This is a genomic window from Verrucosispora sioxanthis (genome assembly GCF_010560025.1).
In the GTDB taxonomy this organism is placed as follows: Bacteria; Actinomycetota; Actinomycetes; order Mycobacteriales; family Micromonosporaceae; genus Micromonospora; species Micromonospora palythoicola.
Genome location: NZ_SAIY01000003.1, coordinates 448,350 through 465,122, shown reverse-complemented (window position 1 = coordinate 465,122; position 16,773 = coordinate 448,350). Strand labels below are relative to the sequence as shown.

The 16,773-nt window shown below is 72.1% G+C and carries 18 protein-coding genes; 15 read left to right on the top strand and 3 right to left on the bottom strand.

Annotated features, from left to right (window positions below; all coding sequences use genetic code 11):
• Positions 1–288 precede the first annotated feature (288 nt).
• From ENC19_RS11390 to ENC19_RS11370, 6 genes are all read left to right on the top strand, one after another.
• Positions 289–702, top strand: coding sequence for a hypothetical protein (locus ENC19_RS11390; protein WP_164447141.1), 414 nt, complete (start codon positions 289–291; stop codon positions 700–702).
• A 151-nt stretch (positions 703–853) separates the two neighbouring features.
• Positions 854–1,474 (top strand): hypothetical protein, encoded by a 621-nt coding sequence (locus ENC19_RS11385; protein WP_164447140.1) that lies wholly within the window; start codon positions 854–856, stop codon positions 1,472–1,474.
• Between the two features lie 87 nt (positions 1,475–1,561).
• Positions 1,562–2,071 carry a sigma-70 family RNA polymerase sigma factor gene (locus ENC19_RS11380; protein ID WP_164447139.1) on the top strand — a complete coding sequence of 170 codons (510 nt, stop codon included), beginning with the start codon at positions 1,562–1,564 and terminating at the stop codon, positions 2,069–2,071.
• Positions 2,071–2,400 carry a hypothetical protein gene (locus ENC19_RS30145; protein ID WP_235944660.1) on the top strand — a complete coding sequence of 110 codons (330 nt, stop codon included), beginning with the start codon at positions 2,071–2,073 and terminating at the stop codon, positions 2,398–2,400. Before ENC19_RS11380 ends, ENC19_RS30145 begins: the two co-directional genes overlap by 1 nt.
• Complete coding sequence (locus ENC19_RS30140) at positions 2,397–2,819, top strand: hypothetical protein (protein WP_235944659.1); 423 nt, start codon at positions 2,397–2,399, stop codon at positions 2,817–2,819. Before ENC19_RS30145 ends, ENC19_RS30140 begins: the two co-directional genes overlap by 4 nt.
• A gap of 101 nt (positions 2,820–2,920) precedes the next feature.
• Positions 2,921–5,734, top strand: a complete 2,814-nt coding sequence (locus ENC19_RS11370) for a DEAD/DEAH box helicase (protein WP_235944658.1) — start codon at positions 2,921–2,923, stop codon at positions 5,732–5,734.
• A 196-nt stretch (positions 5,735–5,930) separates the two neighbouring features.
• On the opposite strand, the gene ENC19_RS11365 is transcribed toward ENC19_RS11370, so the two are convergent.
• The gene (locus ENC19_RS11365; RefSeq protein WP_164447138.1) at positions 5,931–7,103 is read right to left on the bottom strand and encodes an MFS transporter; all 1,173 of its coding nucleotides are present in this window, start codon (positions 7,101–7,103) and stop codon (positions 5,931–5,933) included.
• 41 nt (positions 7,104–7,144) lie between these two features.
• Between ENC19_RS11365 and ENC19_RS11360 the strand changes: the two genes are divergently transcribed.
• Positions 7,145–7,600 (top strand): MerR family transcriptional regulator, encoded by a 456-nt coding sequence (locus ENC19_RS11360; protein ID WP_164447137.1) that lies wholly within the window; start codon positions 7,145–7,147, stop codon positions 7,598–7,600.
• Between the two features lie 53 nt (positions 7,601–7,653).
• On the opposite strand, the gene ENC19_RS11355 is transcribed toward ENC19_RS11360, so the two are convergent.
• Both ENC19_RS11355 and ENC19_RS11350 read right to left on the bottom strand, forming a co-directional pair.
• The gene (locus ENC19_RS11355; RefSeq protein WP_328824220.1) at positions 7,654–8,505 is read right to left on the bottom strand and encodes an SDR family NAD(P)-dependent oxidoreductase; all 852 of its coding nucleotides are present in this window, start codon (positions 8,503–8,505) and stop codon (positions 7,654–7,656) included.
• Positions 8,502–9,350: a fumarylacetoacetate hydrolase family protein gene (locus ENC19_RS11350; protein WP_164447136.1), complete on the bottom strand. Its 849-nt coding sequence runs from the start codon at positions 9,348–9,350 to the stop codon at positions 8,502–8,504. Before ENC19_RS11350 ends, ENC19_RS11355 begins: the two co-directional genes overlap by 4 nt.
• A 235-nt stretch (positions 9,351–9,585) precedes the next feature.
• On the opposite strand from ENC19_RS11350, the gene ENC19_RS11345 reads away from it, so the two are divergent.
• The 8 genes from ENC19_RS11345 to ENC19_RS11310 all read left to right on the top strand — a co-directional run bounded on the left by ENC19_RS11345 (position 9,586) and on the right by ENC19_RS11310 (position 16,771).
• Positions 9,586–10,050: a universal stress protein gene (locus ENC19_RS11345; protein WP_164447135.1), complete on the top strand. Its 465-nt coding sequence runs from the start codon at positions 9,586–9,588 to the stop codon at positions 10,048–10,050.
• 44 nt (positions 10,051–10,094) lie between these two features.
• Positions 10,095–10,715: a M23 family metallopeptidase gene (locus ENC19_RS11340; protein WP_309246064.1), complete on the top strand. Its 621-nt coding sequence runs from the start codon at positions 10,095–10,097 to the stop codon at positions 10,713–10,715.
• A 37-nt stretch (positions 10,716–10,752) separates the two neighbouring features.
• Complete coding sequence (locus ENC19_RS11335) at positions 10,753–11,214, top strand: hypothetical protein (protein WP_164447133.1); 462 nt, start codon at positions 10,753–10,755, stop codon at positions 11,212–11,214.
• A 121-nt stretch (positions 11,215–11,335) separates the two neighbouring features.
• Positions 11,336–12,871, top strand: a complete 1,536-nt coding sequence (locus ENC19_RS11330) for an ABC transporter substrate-binding protein (RefSeq protein WP_164447132.1) — start codon at positions 11,336–11,338, stop codon at positions 12,869–12,871.
• A gap of 18 nt (positions 12,872–12,889) precedes the next feature.
• Positions 12,890–13,834, top strand: coding sequence for an ABC transporter permease (locus ENC19_RS11325; protein ID WP_164447131.1), 945 nt, complete (start codon positions 12,890–12,892; stop codon positions 13,832–13,834).
• Positions 13,831–14,721 (top strand): ABC transporter permease, encoded by an 891-nt coding sequence (locus ENC19_RS11320; protein ID WP_164447130.1) that lies wholly within the window; start codon positions 13,831–13,833, stop codon positions 14,719–14,721. The genes ENC19_RS11325 and ENC19_RS11320 overlap by 4 nt, the downstream gene beginning before the upstream one ends.
• Entirely contained in the window at positions 14,718–15,701 is a 984-nt protein-coding gene (locus ENC19_RS11315) for an ABC transporter ATP-binding protein (protein WP_164447129.1), read from the top strand. Before ENC19_RS11320 ends, ENC19_RS11315 begins: the two co-directional genes overlap by 4 nt.
• On the top strand, positions 15,698–16,771 hold the full coding sequence (locus ENC19_RS11310) for an ABC transporter ATP-binding protein (protein WP_164447128.1): 1,074 nt from the start codon (positions 15,698–15,700) through the stop codon (positions 16,769–16,771). Before ENC19_RS11315 ends, ENC19_RS11310 begins: the two co-directional genes overlap by 4 nt.
• The last annotated feature ends 2 nt before the right edge of the window (positions 16,772–16,773 follow it).

Here is a 16,773-nt window from a genome sequence, read left to right as displayed (position 1 = left end):
CACCCGCGTCGCCGTACTGCTCGACGTGGCTGTGCGGTCGGTCACACCTGTGGTCTGCGAAGCGAACGTGACGCAGCCTGGCCAGGCAAGAGTTGATCCGGTCAGGTGCGGCTTCGGGTCGCCGAGCGGTCCGTTGGACTCCGCGAACGGTCGAACGGCCCGGACGGGGATGCTGAATCGTCCGCTTTCGTGGTTTTCGCGGGCCCGGTCCGCCCGTCCACCGATCCCGCCCGACCGCTCACCGATCTGCCCGTCCGGTCAACGGCGCGCAGCGCCTAGCATCCGGACATGGCCGACACCGCATCCACCGCCGCCCCGGTTCGCCGGCGCGTCTTCCACGCCGGCAGTCTCGGCATGATCGTCGGCGGCGTGCTCGCGCTTGTCGGCTCGCTGCTGCCCTGGGTCATCACGCCGTTCGGGTCACTCTCCGGTGCGGCCGGTCCCGGTCTGTGGACGCTGAGCATGGCGTTCCTCGCCGTCGCCGGCGCCCTGCTGCCGTACCGCAAGGTGGCCATCGCGCACAGCCTGATCCCCGGGCTGGTCGTCGCCGCCATCGTCGGATGGCAGGTGGCCCGCCTGATCAGCCTCAGCGCCAGCACCGGCGCCTGGGGGCAACTGATGCCCGGCGTCGGCCTGGTCATGGCCGCCGGTGGCGCGGTGGTGCTGATCCGCACCGGCATGCGCCTGGTCAAGCTGGGCTGACGGCCCGCGATCCGGCCGGGTGCAGCCGGACGCAAGAGATTCGACCGACCGTGAAACCCTCCACCAGCCGTACGCGTCATCTCGCTGAATCGACCGAGGATCAGCCGCCACCCGGTGGCTGACCCCGGTGCTGAGCAGCTCGGGAGGAATCGTGTTGCTGGGTAGGTGGCTCGCCGCTGCGGGCCTGGTGGTGCTGACCGGTACCGCCGTGGGCATGTACTCCATGGGTCCGGCCTCCGGCGAGCCGGTCGCGGTGGCGGGTGTCCGGTCGCCCGACGGTGCGGCGTCGGCGGCCACGCCACGGCCCACGTCGGCGGGGGATCCGCTGCTGTCCGGCAAGCGCCGGGTCACCATCGTCCGGGTCGGTGCCTTCGAGTCCGGGCTGGCGCTGCTCGACGGCGGCCGGTTGGCGGAGGTGGACGACGACCGGGGCCGGCAGGTGTTCGTGCCGACCCCGGTGGGTTCGGGACAGTTCCTCGTCAAGGCCTACTACGGCGGCGGCACCGGGCAGCCGGTCTGCTGGCAGGTACGCAACCCGGGCGACAGCCGGCCGCTGTACGTGCGGGGCACCACCTGCCGGGCCGACGACCCGGCCCAGCGCTTCGAGATCACCGCCGTCGCCGACGGTGGTCCCCGTGAGTACCTGATCAGCAACCGGTGGGCGTACCTGCGGGACTCCGCGCGATCCGGTCTGATCATGGAGGAGTTGGGCGACGCCCCTCCGGCGAGTAGCTTCCGGTTCACCGACACCGGACCGGCACCCCGAAGGTAGGGCACCCCTGGCGCCCCCGGTCCCGGCCCGGGGGCGTGCGTCGTCCGCCGGGCACGATCAGCAGCGACAGTACGGGTGGGAACGTGAGTGAAACGCGACGCTGAGGAGTTCGACGCCTTCTACGCGGCGTCGGCGCAGCGGGTCCTGGGCCACCTGTCCGCGATGACCGGCAGCCGCGCCGAGGCCGAGGACGCGGTGGCGGAGGCGTACGCCAGGGCCTGGGACCGCTGGGCGTCGGTGCGGGAGTGCGACAGCCCGGAGGCGTGGGTCCGCCGCGTCGCCTATCGGATCGCGGTGAGCGCGTGGCGCAAGGCGGTGAACCGGCTGCGTGCCCACCGGCGGGAGGCGGCCGGCCAGCAGGTCGAGGCGACCTCGGTCGATCATGTGGCGGTGGTGTCGGCGCTGCGCCGCATCTCCGCCGAGCAGCGGCGGGTGGTGGTGCTGCACCACCTGGTCGGGCTCAGCGTGACCGAGATCGCGGCGGAGATCGGCTGCAACGTGAACACCGTCAAGACGCGGCTGGCCCGGGGACGCCGGGCCCTCGCCGTGCACCTCAGCGACGACGCATACGAGACCACGGGCGGGGGAGGGCAGTGATGGTTCCTGAGCCGCACCTCGACGAGGTCCTGCGCGCGTTGGCCGGGCACGGCCGGCAGGGCAGGGTGCCGGCCGCGGCCGACGTCCGACGCCGGGGCGACACCCGTCGCCGCCGCCGACAGGCGGCATCCGTCACCCTGGCCGCCGTACTCGTCGGTCTGCTCGGTGCCGGCGCGGTCCTGGCCCGTCCATCGGGAGATCCGGACTCCTTCCCGTCGGGCCGGCTGGCCCGACGACGGCCCCGGCCACCACGTCGACCAGCCCCGACCCGGCCGCCACGTCCGGCCCGCCGAGCAACGACCCGCTGCTGTCCGGGCGGCGGCAGGTGACCGTCGTCCGCGCGGCCGAGCAGAGCGGTGGGCTGTCACTGCTCGCCGACGGCCGCCTCGCCGAGGTCGACGGCGCCGAGGGCCGCCAGTTGTTCGTGTTCACGCCCCTGGGCTCCGACACCTACCAGGTCCGGGCCGCCGAGCGGGGCGGCGGAGCGACCGACGTGTGCTGGGAGGTGCGGTCGTCGGGCAGCCAGCCGCTGCGGGTGGTGGCGGCCGCCTGCGCGCCGCAGGAGCCGAGACAGCAGTTCACGGTCGTCCGGAGTGGACAACGCGCCGGCGAACCGACGTACGCGATCAGCAGCCACTCGGCCTACCTACAGAACTCGGCGACCCGGGGCCTGATCCTGGAGGAGTTGGGCGACGCCGCGCTGACCACGCGTTTCCGGCTGGTCGACAACGGGGCCGCGCCGGAATGACCGGCCGGCGCCCGAGCGGGCGCCGCCACGTGCCATGTCGGGAGCGCGGCGTGGTGAGGCGTGTGCCGTGGTCGGGCAGGCGGCATGGTCAGCTATGCGGCATGGGCGGGTGGCTGGCGGGGTACCGGGCCGGGGTGCGGATGGACAAGGCCGAGCGTGAAGAACTCCGTCGGCTCGTGGCGGACTTCAGACGGTGGGGTCAGCTCGCCACGACGGCAAAGAACTGGCACCGGGCGGTTCAGCACGCGGCCGGCAGCGCCGAAGCCACCATGCTGGCCCGCAGCATCCTGGTCGACCGGTCCGGCAAGCCCGCCTGGCGCGTACTCCCGCTGGGGGACAGCGACCGCGACATCGTCCGACGGCTACGGGAACGAGCCATGCTTCCCGCGACGACGAACGCCGACCGTGCCCTGCTGCGCCTGCTCACCGATGACGCCCCCCGCGCCGTCACCGACCTCGCGCCGATGCTCGACGTACGCCGCTACCTCACCGGGCCGGCGAGGAGACAATCGGCGGCCACCGCGGCGACGTTCCTGCGTCACCGGTACGCGGAGGTCACCGCCGCCGAGGGGCCCGAGCGTCTGGCGCAGCTCGGCGTCCACACCGCACCCCCTGACCCGGCCCGGAACGGCCTGGACGACCTACTCGACCCGGCCCTTCGCTTCGCACTCCTCACCGAGCGCCCCGGCTCTGATCCCGCTGAGCGGCGCGGCTCCGAGCCAGCCGGGCGGCGCGACTTCGAGCCAGCCGGGCGGCGCGGCTTCGAGCCGGAGCTGGCGGGTCGGGTCGGCTGGGAGCCCGAGCTGGTGGACCGGTCGGTCTTCGGGGGCCTGCCGGCGGCACTTGCCGCCATCGACAAGGTCGTGGCCGGCGAGGCCAAGTACCGGTCGGCGGCACGTGAAGCGGGCGAGCAGGTCAGACATCGTGAGGTGCAACGCATCCTGCGGGACATGCCGGTGGAGGCGGTACGGACCGTCACCCGGGACCGGTTCCGCCTCGGGCCACTGACCGACGCCGGAGTCACCACGGTGCAGGACGTGCTGCACCGGGGCGCGACCCTTCAGGCGCTTCCGGGTGTCGGGGAGACCTCGGCCCGTCGCCTGATCGGTGCGGCCCACACCCTGCGACAGACCACCTACGACGACACGCCGGTCCGCATCGACGTCGACCACCGCCACCCGGAGACCACCCACCTGTTGCGGTGCCTCGCCGAGTGGGACGCGCACCGGCGCACCCACGGCGCGGCAGCCGACCTCGAACGCGCCGCCGAACTCGCGCCGCTGGGCGGCACCATCGACCGCAGGACCAGCCACCTGCTGGTGGTGCCGACCCGAGGGCTCGCCGCCAGCGGTCTCCGCGAGAGCATCGAGATCGTCGAACGGCGAGCCGAGCTGCTCGGCAGGTCGACCGCGCCCGGTCGACGGAACCTGCGTGCCGACCCGTGGGACGACTTCCTCGCCCGCCCCGCCGACTACCTCGCCATGCTCGCCGAGCTGGGATTCGCCAGCGGTGACGAGCGCGCGGCGCACGGCGACCTCCCGGACGAGATCATCGAGGCGGTACGCGACCAGGCACTCGACGGCGCGCACCTGACCGCCTCCCTGCGCGGCTACCAGAGCTTCGCCGCCCGCTTCGCCCTGGTCCAGCGGAAGGTCATCGTCGGGGACGAGATGGGCCTCGGCAAGACCGTCGAGGCGCTCGCGGTGCTGGCACACCTGCGCAGCAGGGGAGACACCCATTTCCTGGTGGTGTGTCCCGCCGCCGTGGTGACCAACTGGGTCCGCGAGATCAGCGGCAAGTCGACGCTGCGTCCGCACCGGGTGCACGGCGCGGGGCGCGAGACCGCTGCCCGTGCCTGGCAGCGGGACGGAGGCGTGGCGGTCACCACCTACGAGACCCTCGCCTGGTGGGGGCCGCGGCTACCGGAGTCGCCCGACCTGGCGTGCGTCGTGGTCGACGAGGCCCACTACGTCAAGAACCCCCAGGCGCAGCGGTCGATCAGGACGAAGGAACTCGTCGCACGCGCCGACCGGGCCATCCTGCTCACCGGTACGCCGCTGGAGAACAGGGTCGACGAGTTCCGTAACCTCGCCTCCTACGTACGCCCCGACCTGACCGTCGACGCCACCGACCTGTCGCCAGCACGGTTCCGGCGGCAGATCGCACCGGCGTACCTGCGTCGCAACCAGGACGACGTGCTCGACGAACTGCCCGAACTGATCGAGGTCGAGGAGTGGCTGCCGATGTCTCCGGCGGACACCAGGCGTTACCGCGAGGCGGTCGAGCGGGGCAACTTCATGCAGATGCGCCAGGCGGCCATGCTTGCGGCGGCCGAGTCCACCAAGGTGCGGCGCCTCGTCGAGCTCGTCCGGGAGGCGGCCGAGAACGAGCGCCGGATCATCGTCTTCTCCCACTTCAGGGAGGTCCTCGACCTGCTCGCCCGGACCCTGCCCGGCCCGGTCTTCGGTCCGCTGACCGGCTCGGTGCCCGCCAACCACCGGCAGCGGATGGTGGACGAGTTCTCCGCCGCCCGCCATGGCGCCGCCCTGGTGGCCCAGATCGTGGCCGGTGGCGTCGGGCTCAACATCCAGTCCGCCTCCGTCGTCGTCATCTGTGAACCGCAGCTCAAACCCACCACCGAGGCGCAGGCCATCGCCCGGGCACACCGGATGGGGCAGGTCCAGTCGGTGCAGGTGCACCGGCTGCTCTCCGAGGAGGGCGTCGACCAGCGGATCACCGAACTGCTGGCGGGCAAGCGCCGCATCTTCGACGACTTCGCCCGGGTCAGCGACACGGCCGACGCGAGCCCCGAGGCGGTGGACCTGTCCGAGGCCGAACTCGTCCAGGAAGTCGTGGCCGCCGAACGCCAACGCCTCCTCGCCCCCGACCTCCCGCCCCAGCCCGCGCCGTCGTAACCGGTTGCCGAAGGATCTGTGGCAGTAAAAGCGTCAGCTGGTCGGCGTGTCGACTACCGCGACCGCCACAGATCCAAAGTGTCACCGCCGGCGCAGGCTCCCCTGAGGTGTCCAAGACCGTCGTCGCGATTAGTTCGCGCTCTCAGCTCGACAGGGCCGGCACCAGGCATGGCTCCGGACGGAGCCGGCTCGCGTGTCACTGCGCCAGCAGCGCGTCTGACGAGGGCCTGCGCGACGACGTGACCCGGGTGAGGCGGGTGGCGACGATGGTGGCGGCCAGGACGGAGACGGCGGCGACCGGGCCGATCCAGGCCGGGCTGAGGCCGACCGTGAGCACCGTGCCGCCGAGCGCGGCGCCGAGGGCTCCGGCGGCGCCGGCGACGGAGATGTTGACGGCGGCGACCAGGCCGGTGGTGGCCGCGTCGACCTGACCCATCAGCCAGGTCTGGACCAGCGGCACGACCAGGAACGCCGCCGCGCCCAGCAGGGCCAGCCCGGTCAGCGCCAGCGGAGCGACCGGCAGCAGCAGCGGCTGCACCAGCAGGATCGCCGTCAACGCGCCGACGGCCAGGGGCAGCCGGCGGGTGATCGCCTCGGGGCGTACCCGTCCGGCGAGCAGGTTGCCGGCGATGGTGCCGAGGCCGTAGAGGACCAGGCCGACGCTGACCCAGCCGGGGCTCAGGCCGGTGACGGTGCGCAACATCGGGGCGACGTAGGTGAAGGCGGCCACGAAGCCGGTGAGCGCCAGCAGGGTGACGCCGAGTCCGGCGTAGATGCCGGGACGCAGCAGCGCACCCACGCTGTCGCGGACGCCGGCCGGTGGCGGGGTGGGGATGCGGGGGCAGAAGACGAGCACGCCGAGCAGCCCCAGCGCGGCCATGCCGGCCACGGCCACGAAGGTGACCGGCCAGCCGTACGCCTCACCGATCAGGCTGCCCAGCGGCAGGCCGAGCACAGTGGCCAGGGCGAATCCGCCGAACAGCCGGGCCACCGCGACGGTTTGCCGCTCCGGCGGCACCGAGGCCATCGCCACCTGGGAGGCCACCGCCATGAACAGCGCCTGGGCCAGCGCCGAGCCCAACCGGGCCGACAGCAGCATCGGGTACGAGGTGGCCATCGCGCTGGCCACCGCGGACACCGTGGCGAGCGCCATGGTGCCGGCGAGCAGTTCCCGGCGCGGCAGGCGGCGGGTCAGCACGGTGGCGACCGGGCCGCCCACGGTGACCACGATCATGTACGCGGTGACCAGTTGACCGGCGGCGGCCACGGAGACGTCCAGGTCGGTGGCGACCTGGGGGAGCAGGCCGACCAGCACGAACTCGGCGGTGGCCACGGCGAAGGAGCAGACGAAGAGCACGTAGACGATCACAGACGGACGCTAAAGCCTCACATCGACGTTAGAGTCAAGCGATGCGGATCGGTGAGTTGAGTGCGCGGACGGGTGCGTCGGTGCGGATGCTGCGGTACTACGAGGAACAGGGGCTGCTGACGCCGGTACGCACCGAGTCGGGCTACCGGATCTACCAGGAGTCCGACGTCGACCGGGTGGCCCGCATCCGGTGCATGCTGTCGGCCGCGCTGCCGTCCGGAGTGGTCGGACAGGCACTGCGGTTCCTCCTGGACGGCCGCGCGGCGATCCCCGACGAGCCGGCCGACCGGGCCCGCCTCGCCGAGACGCTTCAGCGGGAGTTGGACCTGCTCACCGAGAAGATCGAGTCGCTGCGGAGCAGCCGGGATCTGCTCGCCACCATCGTCGCCGACGTTCGCGGCGACGTGGTGGGGCCCGGTCATCCCGGTGACCCGGGCGGTGCGGTGGCCCGCCGATCGGTCCGCAAGGCCGGCCCGGCGGTCGGTCTCGCCCGCTGAGCTGCCGCTCCGGCCCGGCTCGCCGGGTCGTGGGAAGCCGTAGACCGTGCCGCTCAGTCCCGGCTCGGCGTCGGCGTGGCGAGCCGCGGACCGGGCAGCTCTGCCCGGCTCGGCGGCGTCGGCAGGCGTAAGCCGTGCATGCCGCTGTCTGACGGCCAGCACGCTGCCGGTGGTTGATCCGGACAGCGGACTGCCAGGTAGGCGACGGCGGCGGCGACCTCCTGCGGGGTGGTGAGGCGGCCAGGGCATTGGCGGGCCCGCAAGCGCGGCCAGCTCCGCCGCCGGATCGTCGGCGGCGTCGAGCAGCCGCCGTACCCACGGGTGTCGGCGGTGCCCGGGTTGACGCAGTTCACCCGGATGCCGGCGGCGACGTGGTCGGCGGCCATCGCCAGGGTGAGCGCCTGCACCGCACCCTTGCTGGCGCTGTAGAGGGCCCGCTGCGGCAGCCCGAGCCAGGCGGCGATGGAGCCGATGTTGACGATCGCGGCGTGCGCGGAGGCGCGCAGGTACGGCAGCGCGGCCCGGCTCACCCGGACGATGCCGACCACGTTGACGTCGAACACCCGGTGCCAATCGTCGTCGGTGTCGGCCTCGATGGTGCCGACCGCACCGATGGCGGCGTTGTTGACCAGGATGTCGAGGCCGCCGAACGCCTCGTGGGCGGTGGTGATCGCGGCCCGCACGGACGCGTCGTCGGCCACGTCGGCGGCCAGGCCGAGCAACGGCTCGGGTACCGGCCGCGGGTTCAGGTCCAGGCAGGCCACCCGGGCGCCACGCTCGGCGAGCAGGGTGGCCGTGGCCAGGCCGATGCCGGAGGCGCCACCGGTGACCACCGCCGCCAACCCGGCGAACTCGCCCGCGCCGGCGGGTCTGCCGGCGGCGGCCCCCTGCCCGTCGCCGGTCACGCGGGTGTCAGCGTCTGACGTTGCCGGCCGAGGCCGTCGATCTCCAACTCGACCACGTCCCCGGCGACCAGGTACGGCTTGGGTTCCGGTTGCCCGAGGGCGACGCCGGCCGGGGTGCCGGTGTTGATCACGTCGCCGGGGTAGAGCACCATGAACTGGCTCAGGTAGCGGACGATCTCGGCCACCGGGAAGACCATGTCCTTCGTCGTGCCGTCCTGCCGCAGCACCCCGTTGACCCAGAGCCGTAGCCGCAGGTTCTGCGGATCGGGGACCTCGTCGGCGGTCACCAGCCACGGGCCGAGCGGGTTGAACGTCTCGCAGGACTTGCCCTTGTCCCACTGGCCGCCCCGGTCGAGCTGGAACTCCCGTTCCGAGACGTCGTGGGAGACGGTGTACCCGGCGACGCAGTCCATCGCCGCCTCGGCCGACGGCAGGTAGCGCGCCTTGCGGCCGATGACGACGGCGAGCTCGACCTCCCAGTCCGTCCTGGTGCTGCCGCGGGGCACCAGCACCGGGTCGTCGGGACCGACCACCGTGTCCGGCGCCTTGAGGAAGACCACCGGCTCGGCGGGCAGGGCCGCCCCGGTCTCGGCGGCGTGGTCGCGGTAGTTCAGCCCGATGCAAACGATCTTGCCGGGCCGCAGCGGAGGACCGATCCGCAGGTCGGTGGGGTCCATCGGAGACAGATCGTGCGGGGCGATGCCGGCCAGGCGGGTCAGGCCGTCGGTGCCCAGGAATGCGGGGTCCAGGTCGTCGGTCACGCCGCTGAGGTCACGCAGTTGTCCGGCCTCGTCGAGCAGTGCCGGTGTTTCCCGCCCCGGCGGGCCCACTCGCAGCAGCTTCATCCGTCGCCCCCCAGACACCGCGTCAGGTATTAGTCGGCAAAACATGTGATGTCTACCAGGTGATCGTGACGCGTCACAAGGCCCCATGATCGACAGGTGCCGACCGTCGACGCCGAGTGGACCGCAGGTCCCGTCCGGGACCGGGCCGTCCGACCTGTCCGGAGGGGACTCCGGCCGCTGGTCCGTACCAGCCGCGCACGCTGCACTGGAAGCAGGACGGAGAGGAGTGAGGACGATGTCGTACCTGATCGTTGTCGGCGTTGATGGTTCGGACGGCGGGCGGCGTGCCCTGCGGTGGGCGGTCGGTGAGGCGGCCGAGCGCAACGGCACCGTGCAGGCGGTCACCGCCTGGCGGTGGGACGGCCTGGACGGTGGTGCCATGGTCGCACCGAACCCGATCGAGGAGGAGGAGCGGGCCAACGCGCTGCTGGCCCGGGAGATCGGCGAGGTCACCCGGGGCGCGGCCACGGCACCGGTCTCGGCCGAGGTCGTCGAGGGCCGGCCGGCCGACGTGCTGACCGCCGCCGCCCGTGGCGCCGACCTGCTGGTGCTGGGCAGTCACGGGCACGGCCGGCTGCGGCACACCGTGCTCGGCTCGGTCAGCGAGGAGTGCGTACGCAAGGCGACCTGCCCGGTGGTGGTGCTCCCGGTGCCGGTGCCGGCGCCGAGCGGTCCCGCCGTGCCGGCGGTGCCGGCCTGAGGGCGCTCGACGGGGGGTTGCCGGTCTCTGACATGCTCTGGGCCGTGACGACCGGCCACCCCCGTTCCCACCGCCGCGCCCGCCGGACCCGGTTCGGGCTCCTGTTCGGCCTCGTTGTCGTGATCGCCCTGGCCGTGGCGGCCGTGATCGTGCTGCGTCCGCCGGGGCCCCGGCCGCTGTTCCAGATGCCGGTCGGCTGCGGGGAGACCTGGCAGGTCGGTACCTATCCGGGGCACGGCGACTACGACGTGGACTTCTTCCCGCTCTCCGGCGACCCGTGGGGGCAACCGGTGCTCGCCTCGTACGAGGGCACCGTCACCGTGGCCGGGATCAACGGGTCGCTTGGTGGTCGTACCCCGGACAATCCGGACGGCCCGCGGGGTCGTGGCGGTGGCTACTGGGTGAAGATCGACCACGGCGGCCGGTGGGAGACCCAGTACCTGCACCTGCTGGAGCCGCCGCTGGTGCAGGCCGGCCAGCGGGTCGTCCAGGGCCAGCAGATCGGCCGAATCGGCAGCACCGGCAACTCCGGCGCCCCGCATCTGCACTACGAGCAGCGGCGCGGCTGGGAGAAGGTGGAGACCTACTTCGACGGCGCCCCGTCGGGCATCACCAACGACGACGCCGAGTACACGCTGCGGCTGACCAGCAACAACTGTCCGTAGCGCGGGCGCTGTCGTACCCACCTGATGAGGTACGGCCATGGGTGTTCTCTCTGACTACTTTCGGGCGGCGGACGACGCCGCCGCGATCGGGCTGATGGCGGAGCTCGACGGCGGTCCGGTCGCCGTGTCAGGGGGCCGCCCCGGGGTCGACGCGATCGACCTCAAGGGCATCGAGCCGGCAGTGACCCTCGGCAAGCTGGTCGGCTTCGTGCGCGGGCTGGCCTGGTCCACCGACCTGATCGAGCAACGGCTGATCTGGAGCGGCGGCGACGAAGGGCCATGGTTGATCGCCCTCGACGACGCCACCAGGGACACCCTGGCCTCGATCACCGCCGCCCAGTCACCCGAGCTGTCGGCGCGGTGGGGGCAGATCGAGGAGCTGGCCTGGGGTGATCCGCTGCCGCCAGGGGAACTGCTGCCGGTGATCGAGGAGATCAGCGCCCTCGCCCGCCGTGCCCAGGCCGCCGGTGACCACCTCTACTGCTGGTGCTGCCTCTGACCGCCCGGGTCACAGCTTGACTTCGAACCTGTCCGCCCGCCGGTCCGAGCCCTGCCGGCCGGCGGGTTTGCGGTTAGCGTGGGGCGAGATCGACTGCCGGGAAGAATCCAGGGGGAGGACCATGTCCAGGACCAGATTCAGGTTGGCCGGCGCGACGATCGCCCTGCTGCTCGCCGCCGTGGCGGGATGCAGTGGGGGCGAGGGCGTCGACGTCGACGGCAACGACACGGCGGGCGCCGGCGGCGTGCTCAACGCCGCGATCGGCGGCGAGCCCGACCAGCTCGACCCGCACAAGACCTCCGCCTACTACAGCTTCCAGGTGCTGGAAAACGTCTTCGACACGCTCGTCGAGCCGGACGCGAACCTGGAGATGAAGCCTGCCCTGGCCACCGAGTGGACCACCAGCGAGGATCAGCTGACCTGGACGTTCACCCTCCGCGAAGGCGTCAAGTTCTCCGACGGTACGCCGTTGACCGCTGAGGACGTCGTCTACTCCTACAACCGGATCATCGACGAGAAGCTGAACAACGCCTACAAGTTCGGCACCGTGAAGTCGATCGAGGCCACCGACCCGAAGACCGTGGTGGTGACCCTCAACGCGCCGACTCCGAACCTACTGGCCAACCTCGGTGGCTTCAAGGGCGTGGCGATCGTCCAGAAGGCCAACGTGGAGTCTGGTGAGATCACCACCAAGCCGGTCGGCAGTGGCCCGTTCGCCGTGGAGAACTACAGCTCCGGCGACAGCATCCGACTGGTCCGCAACGACAACTACTGGGGCGAGAAGCCGAAGCTGGACGGCGTCCGGTTCACCTTCGTCAGCGACCCCACCGTCGCCCTGCAGAACCTGCGCGGCGGTGAGGTGCACTGGACCGACAACCTGCCACCGCAGCAGGTGCCGGCGCTGCTCGACGGGGACGACCCGACGGTGCAGTCGGTGCCCTCGACCGACTACTGGTACCTCGCGCTCAACCAGGCGCGCAAGCCGTACGACGACGTCAACGTCCGCCGGGCCATCGCCTTCGCGCTCGACCGCGAGGCGATCACCAAGGCCGCCAAGTTCGGGCTGGCCACGGTCAACCAGACGGCGATCCCGCAGAACAGCGCCTTCTACTACGAGTACGCGCCGTACACCCACGACGTGAACCAGGCCAAGCAACTGCTCGACCAGGCCGGGGTGAGTGGGCTGACCATGGACCTCATGGTGACCAGCGAGTACCCGGAGACGGTCACCGCGGCCCAGGTCATCGCCTCGCAGTTGGAGGCCGTCGGGATCACTGTGGAGATTCGCACGCTGGACTTCGCGCAGTGGCTCGACGAGCAGGGCGCCGGCAAGTTCGACTCGTTCATGCTGGGCTGGCTGGGCAACATCGACCCCGACGAGTTCTACTACGCCCAGCACCACAGCGACGGCACGTTCAACTTCCACAAGTACGCCAACCCGAACGTGGACCGGCTGCTCGATCAGGCCCGGACGGAGACCGACCAGGCCGCCCGCAAACAGCAGTACGACCAGGTGGCCAAGCAGATCGTGGACGACGCCAGCTACATCTACCTCTACAACCCCGACGTCGCCCAGGGCTGGTCCAAGCAGGTCAGCGGCTACGAGGTACGCACGGACCGGGCGATCCGGTTCCGCGACGTGGCCCTCGCCCGGTGACCCGGCGGGGGACCTCAGGTGGCCCGCTTCGTCATCCGTCGGCTGTTGCAGTCGGCCGTCGTGCTGCTCGGCGTGACCCTCGTGGTGTTCCTGCTGCTCCAACTGGTGCCGGGTGACCCCGTCCGGGTCGCCCTCGGCACCCGCTTCGACCCGCAGACGTACGAGGCGCTGCGGGCCCGGGCGGGGCTGGACCAGCCGCTCGTGGTGCAGTATTTCGACTACCTGCGGCGGGCGCTGACCGGCGACCTCGGGGTCAGCTTCCGCAGTGGACGGCCGGTCACCGCGATCGTGCTGGAGCGGCTGCCGGCGACCCTGTCGCTGGCGGTCACCGCGGTGGTGTTCGCGATGGCGATCGCCTTTCCGCTGGGGATCGTCTCGGCGATCCGCAGCGGCTCGCTCGTCGACCACGCGGCCCGGGTGTTCAGCCAGTTCGGTGTCTCGGTGCCGGACTTCTGGATGGGGATCATGGGCATCCTGCTCTTCTCCGGGGTGCTGGGCTGGCTGCCGCCGTCGGGGTACGTCGCGCTCACCGAGGATCCGGGGCGCTGGGCGTCCCACGTGGCGCTGCCCGCCGCCACGGTCGGCCTGGTCACCGCCTCGATCCTCACCCGGTTCATCCGCTCGTCGATGCTGGAGGTGCTCTCCGAGGACTACGTGCGCACCGCCGAGGCGAAGGGTCTGCGTACCCGGGTGGTGGTGTTGCGGCACGTGCTGCGCAACGCCCTCATCCCGGTGGTGACCGTGGTGGCGGTGCAGTTGGCCAGCCTGCTCGGCGGGGTGATCGTGATCGAGGTGCTGTTCGCCTGGCCCGGCATCGGGCGGCTCACCTACGACGCCGTCGCGGCCCGCGACTATCCGGTGCTGCAAGGGGCGGTGCTGCTGGTGGCGGCGCTGTTCCTCCTGGTCAACCTGCTGGTCGACATCCTCTATGCCCGTCTCGACCCGAGGATCACGGTCAAATGAGCGAGCGGACGGTCAACCGCGAGGGACAGTTGCGCCGGGCGCTCGTCGCGCTGCGGCGCGATCCGCTGGCGCTGACCGGCAGCCTGGTGCTGGCGGTGCTGGTCGTGGTGGGGGTCGGCGGCTCCTGGCTGGCGCCGTCGGGGATCAACGAGGTGAACGTCGACCAGATGCTCCAGCCGCCGAGCTGGGCACACCCGTTCGGCACCGACGAGCTGGGTCGCGACGTGCTCAGCCGGGTGATGGTCGCCGCCCGGGTGTCGTTGCAGGTCGGCCTGGTCAGCGTCGGCATCGCGCTGGTGGTGGGGGTGACCCTCGGGTTGTTCGCCGGTTACTACCGTGGCTGGCTCGACAACGTGCTGATGCGCTGCATGGACGTGCTGTTCGCGTTCCCGGTGCTGCTGCTGGCGGTGGCGATCGTGGCGGTGCTCGGTCCGGGACTGGTCACCGCGATGGTGGCGATCGGGGTGGTCTACACGCCGATCTTCGCCCGGGTGACCCGGGCCGGTGTGCTCTCGGTGCGGGAGCAGGTCTTCGTCCGGGCCGCGGTCTCGGTCGGCGCGTCCGACCTGCGGATCATGCGGCGGCACGTGCTGCCGAACATCGCGGCACCGCTGATCGTGCAGACGTCCCTCTCGCTGGCCTTCGCGATTCTGTCCGAGGCGGCGCTGTCCTTCCTCGGCCTCGGCGTCCAGCCACCCGATCCGGCCTGGGGCCGGATGCTGTTCGACGGGCGCGGGTTCGTCACCGACGCCTGGTGGCTGGGCTTCTTCCCCGGTGCGGCGATCTTCCTCACCGTCCTGGCGTTCAACCTGGTCGGTGACGCGCTGCGGGACGTGCTGGATCCCCGCCAGCTCACCGTCAGCGAAGCCCGGAGGAGCACCGCATGAAGCCGGTACTGGCCGTCGAGGACCTCACCGTCACCATCGGCACCCGGCGTGGGCCGGCGCACGCCGTCGCCGGTGTCGACTGGGCGGTGCAGCCCGGGGAGACCCTGGCGCTGGTCGGCGAGTCCGGCAGCGGCAAGAGCATGAGCGTGCTCGCCGCCACCGGGCTGGCGCCCCGCACCGCGCGGGTGACCGGGCGGGTGCACCTGCTCGGCACGGAGCTGACCGGGCTGGGCCAGGATCGCCGTCGGCGGCTGCGTGGGCGGCACATCGGGTTCGTCTTCCAGGATCCGATGACCTCGCTCAACCCGGTGCTCACCGTCGGCCGGCAGGTCACCGAGGCCGCCGAGGAACACCTCGGACTGACCCGGCGGGCCGCCCGGTCCCGCGCCGTCGAACTGCTGGAGATGGTCGGCATCCCGTCGGCGGGGCAGCGGGTGGACGCGTACCCGCACCAGTTCTCCGGCGGCATGCGGCAGCGGGTGGTGATCGCCATGGCGTTGGCCTGCGAGCCGGACCTGCTGATCGCCGACGAGCCGACCACGGCCCTGGACGTCACCACCCAGGCCCAGATCGTCGAGCTGGTCGCCGACCTGCAACGGCGGCTCGGCACCGCGGTCGTCTGGATCACCCACGACCTGGGTGTGGTCGCCGGCATCGCCGACACCGTGGCGGTCATGTACGCCGGCCGGATCCTCGAACAGGGGCCGGTCGACGCCGTGTTCGGCACGCCGTCGCACCCGTACACCGAGGCTCTGCTGGCCGCCCGTCCGGACCCGGCGGCCGGCGGAGCGGAACTGGTCACCATCGCCGGTGCGCCGCCCAGCCCGCTGGATCTGCCGGCGGGCTGCGCGTTCTGGCCCCGCTGCCCGGTGCGGGGTGACGCCCGCTGCGAGCACGAGCTGCCGCCGTTGGTGCCGGTCTCGGCCGGGCACCAGGTCCGCACCTTCTACCCGCAGCCGACCGACGGGGAGCGCCGATGAGCGAGCGGCAGCGAGCGGATCGTCAGCTCGGCGCGGTCGTGCCGGCCGACGGCACGGCTCACGCTGCGGTGCCGAAGCAGCGGGAACCGGGCGAGGTGGTGGCCGAACTCGACGATCTGGCGGTGTGGTTTCCGACGCCGGCCGGAGTGGTGCGGGCCGTCGACGGCGTGTCCCTGCGGGTACGGCGGGGGGAGACGCTGGGGCTGGTCGGCGAGTCCGGCAGCGGCAAGTCCACCACCGGGCTGGCCCTGCTCCGGCTGGTGGATCCCACCTCCGGCACGGTGCGGGTGGGCGGCGAGGACGTCACCCGCTGGTCCCGGCGACGGCTGCGGGCGCTGCGTCGCCGGGTGGCGATGGTGTTCCAGGACCCGCAGGCGTCCCTCGATCCCCGGCTCACCATCGGGGCGAGCATCGCCGAGCCGTTGATCGTGCACCGGCTCACCGACGGCGGTGCCGCCCGCCGCCGCCGGGTCGGCGAGCTGCTCGACATGGTGGGGTTGCGCGGCGAGCTGGCCGACCGGCATCCCCACGAACTCTCCGGTGGGCAACGGCAGCGGGTCGGCATCGCCCGTGCCCTGGCCGGCGAACCGGACCTGATCGTGCTCGACGAGCCGATCGCGTCACTCGACCTGAGCGTGCAGGCGCAGATCATGAACCTGCTCCGCCGGCTGCAACGGGACCTGGGGCTGACCTACCTGTTCATCGCCCACGACCTGGCCGCCGTGGAGCACATGAGCGACCGGATGGCGGTGATGTACCTGGGGCGGATCGTGGAGAGCGGCACCCCGGCGCAGATCTGGCGCGACCCGGCCCACCCGTACACTGCCGCGCTGCTGTCCGCGGTGCCGGTGGCCGACCCGCAGGTCGAGCGGGAACGCCGCCGGATCATCCTCAGCGGTGACATCCCGAGCCCGGTGGACCCGCCGGGCGGCTGCCGGTTCCGCACCCGCTGCCCGCAGGCGCGTCCGGAGTGTGCTGAAACCGATCCGGTGTTGGCCGAGGTCGACCCCGACCACCGGGCCGCGTGCCTGTTCGCCAAGGAGGCCGTGCGCGCCATGCGGTCGGCGTGATT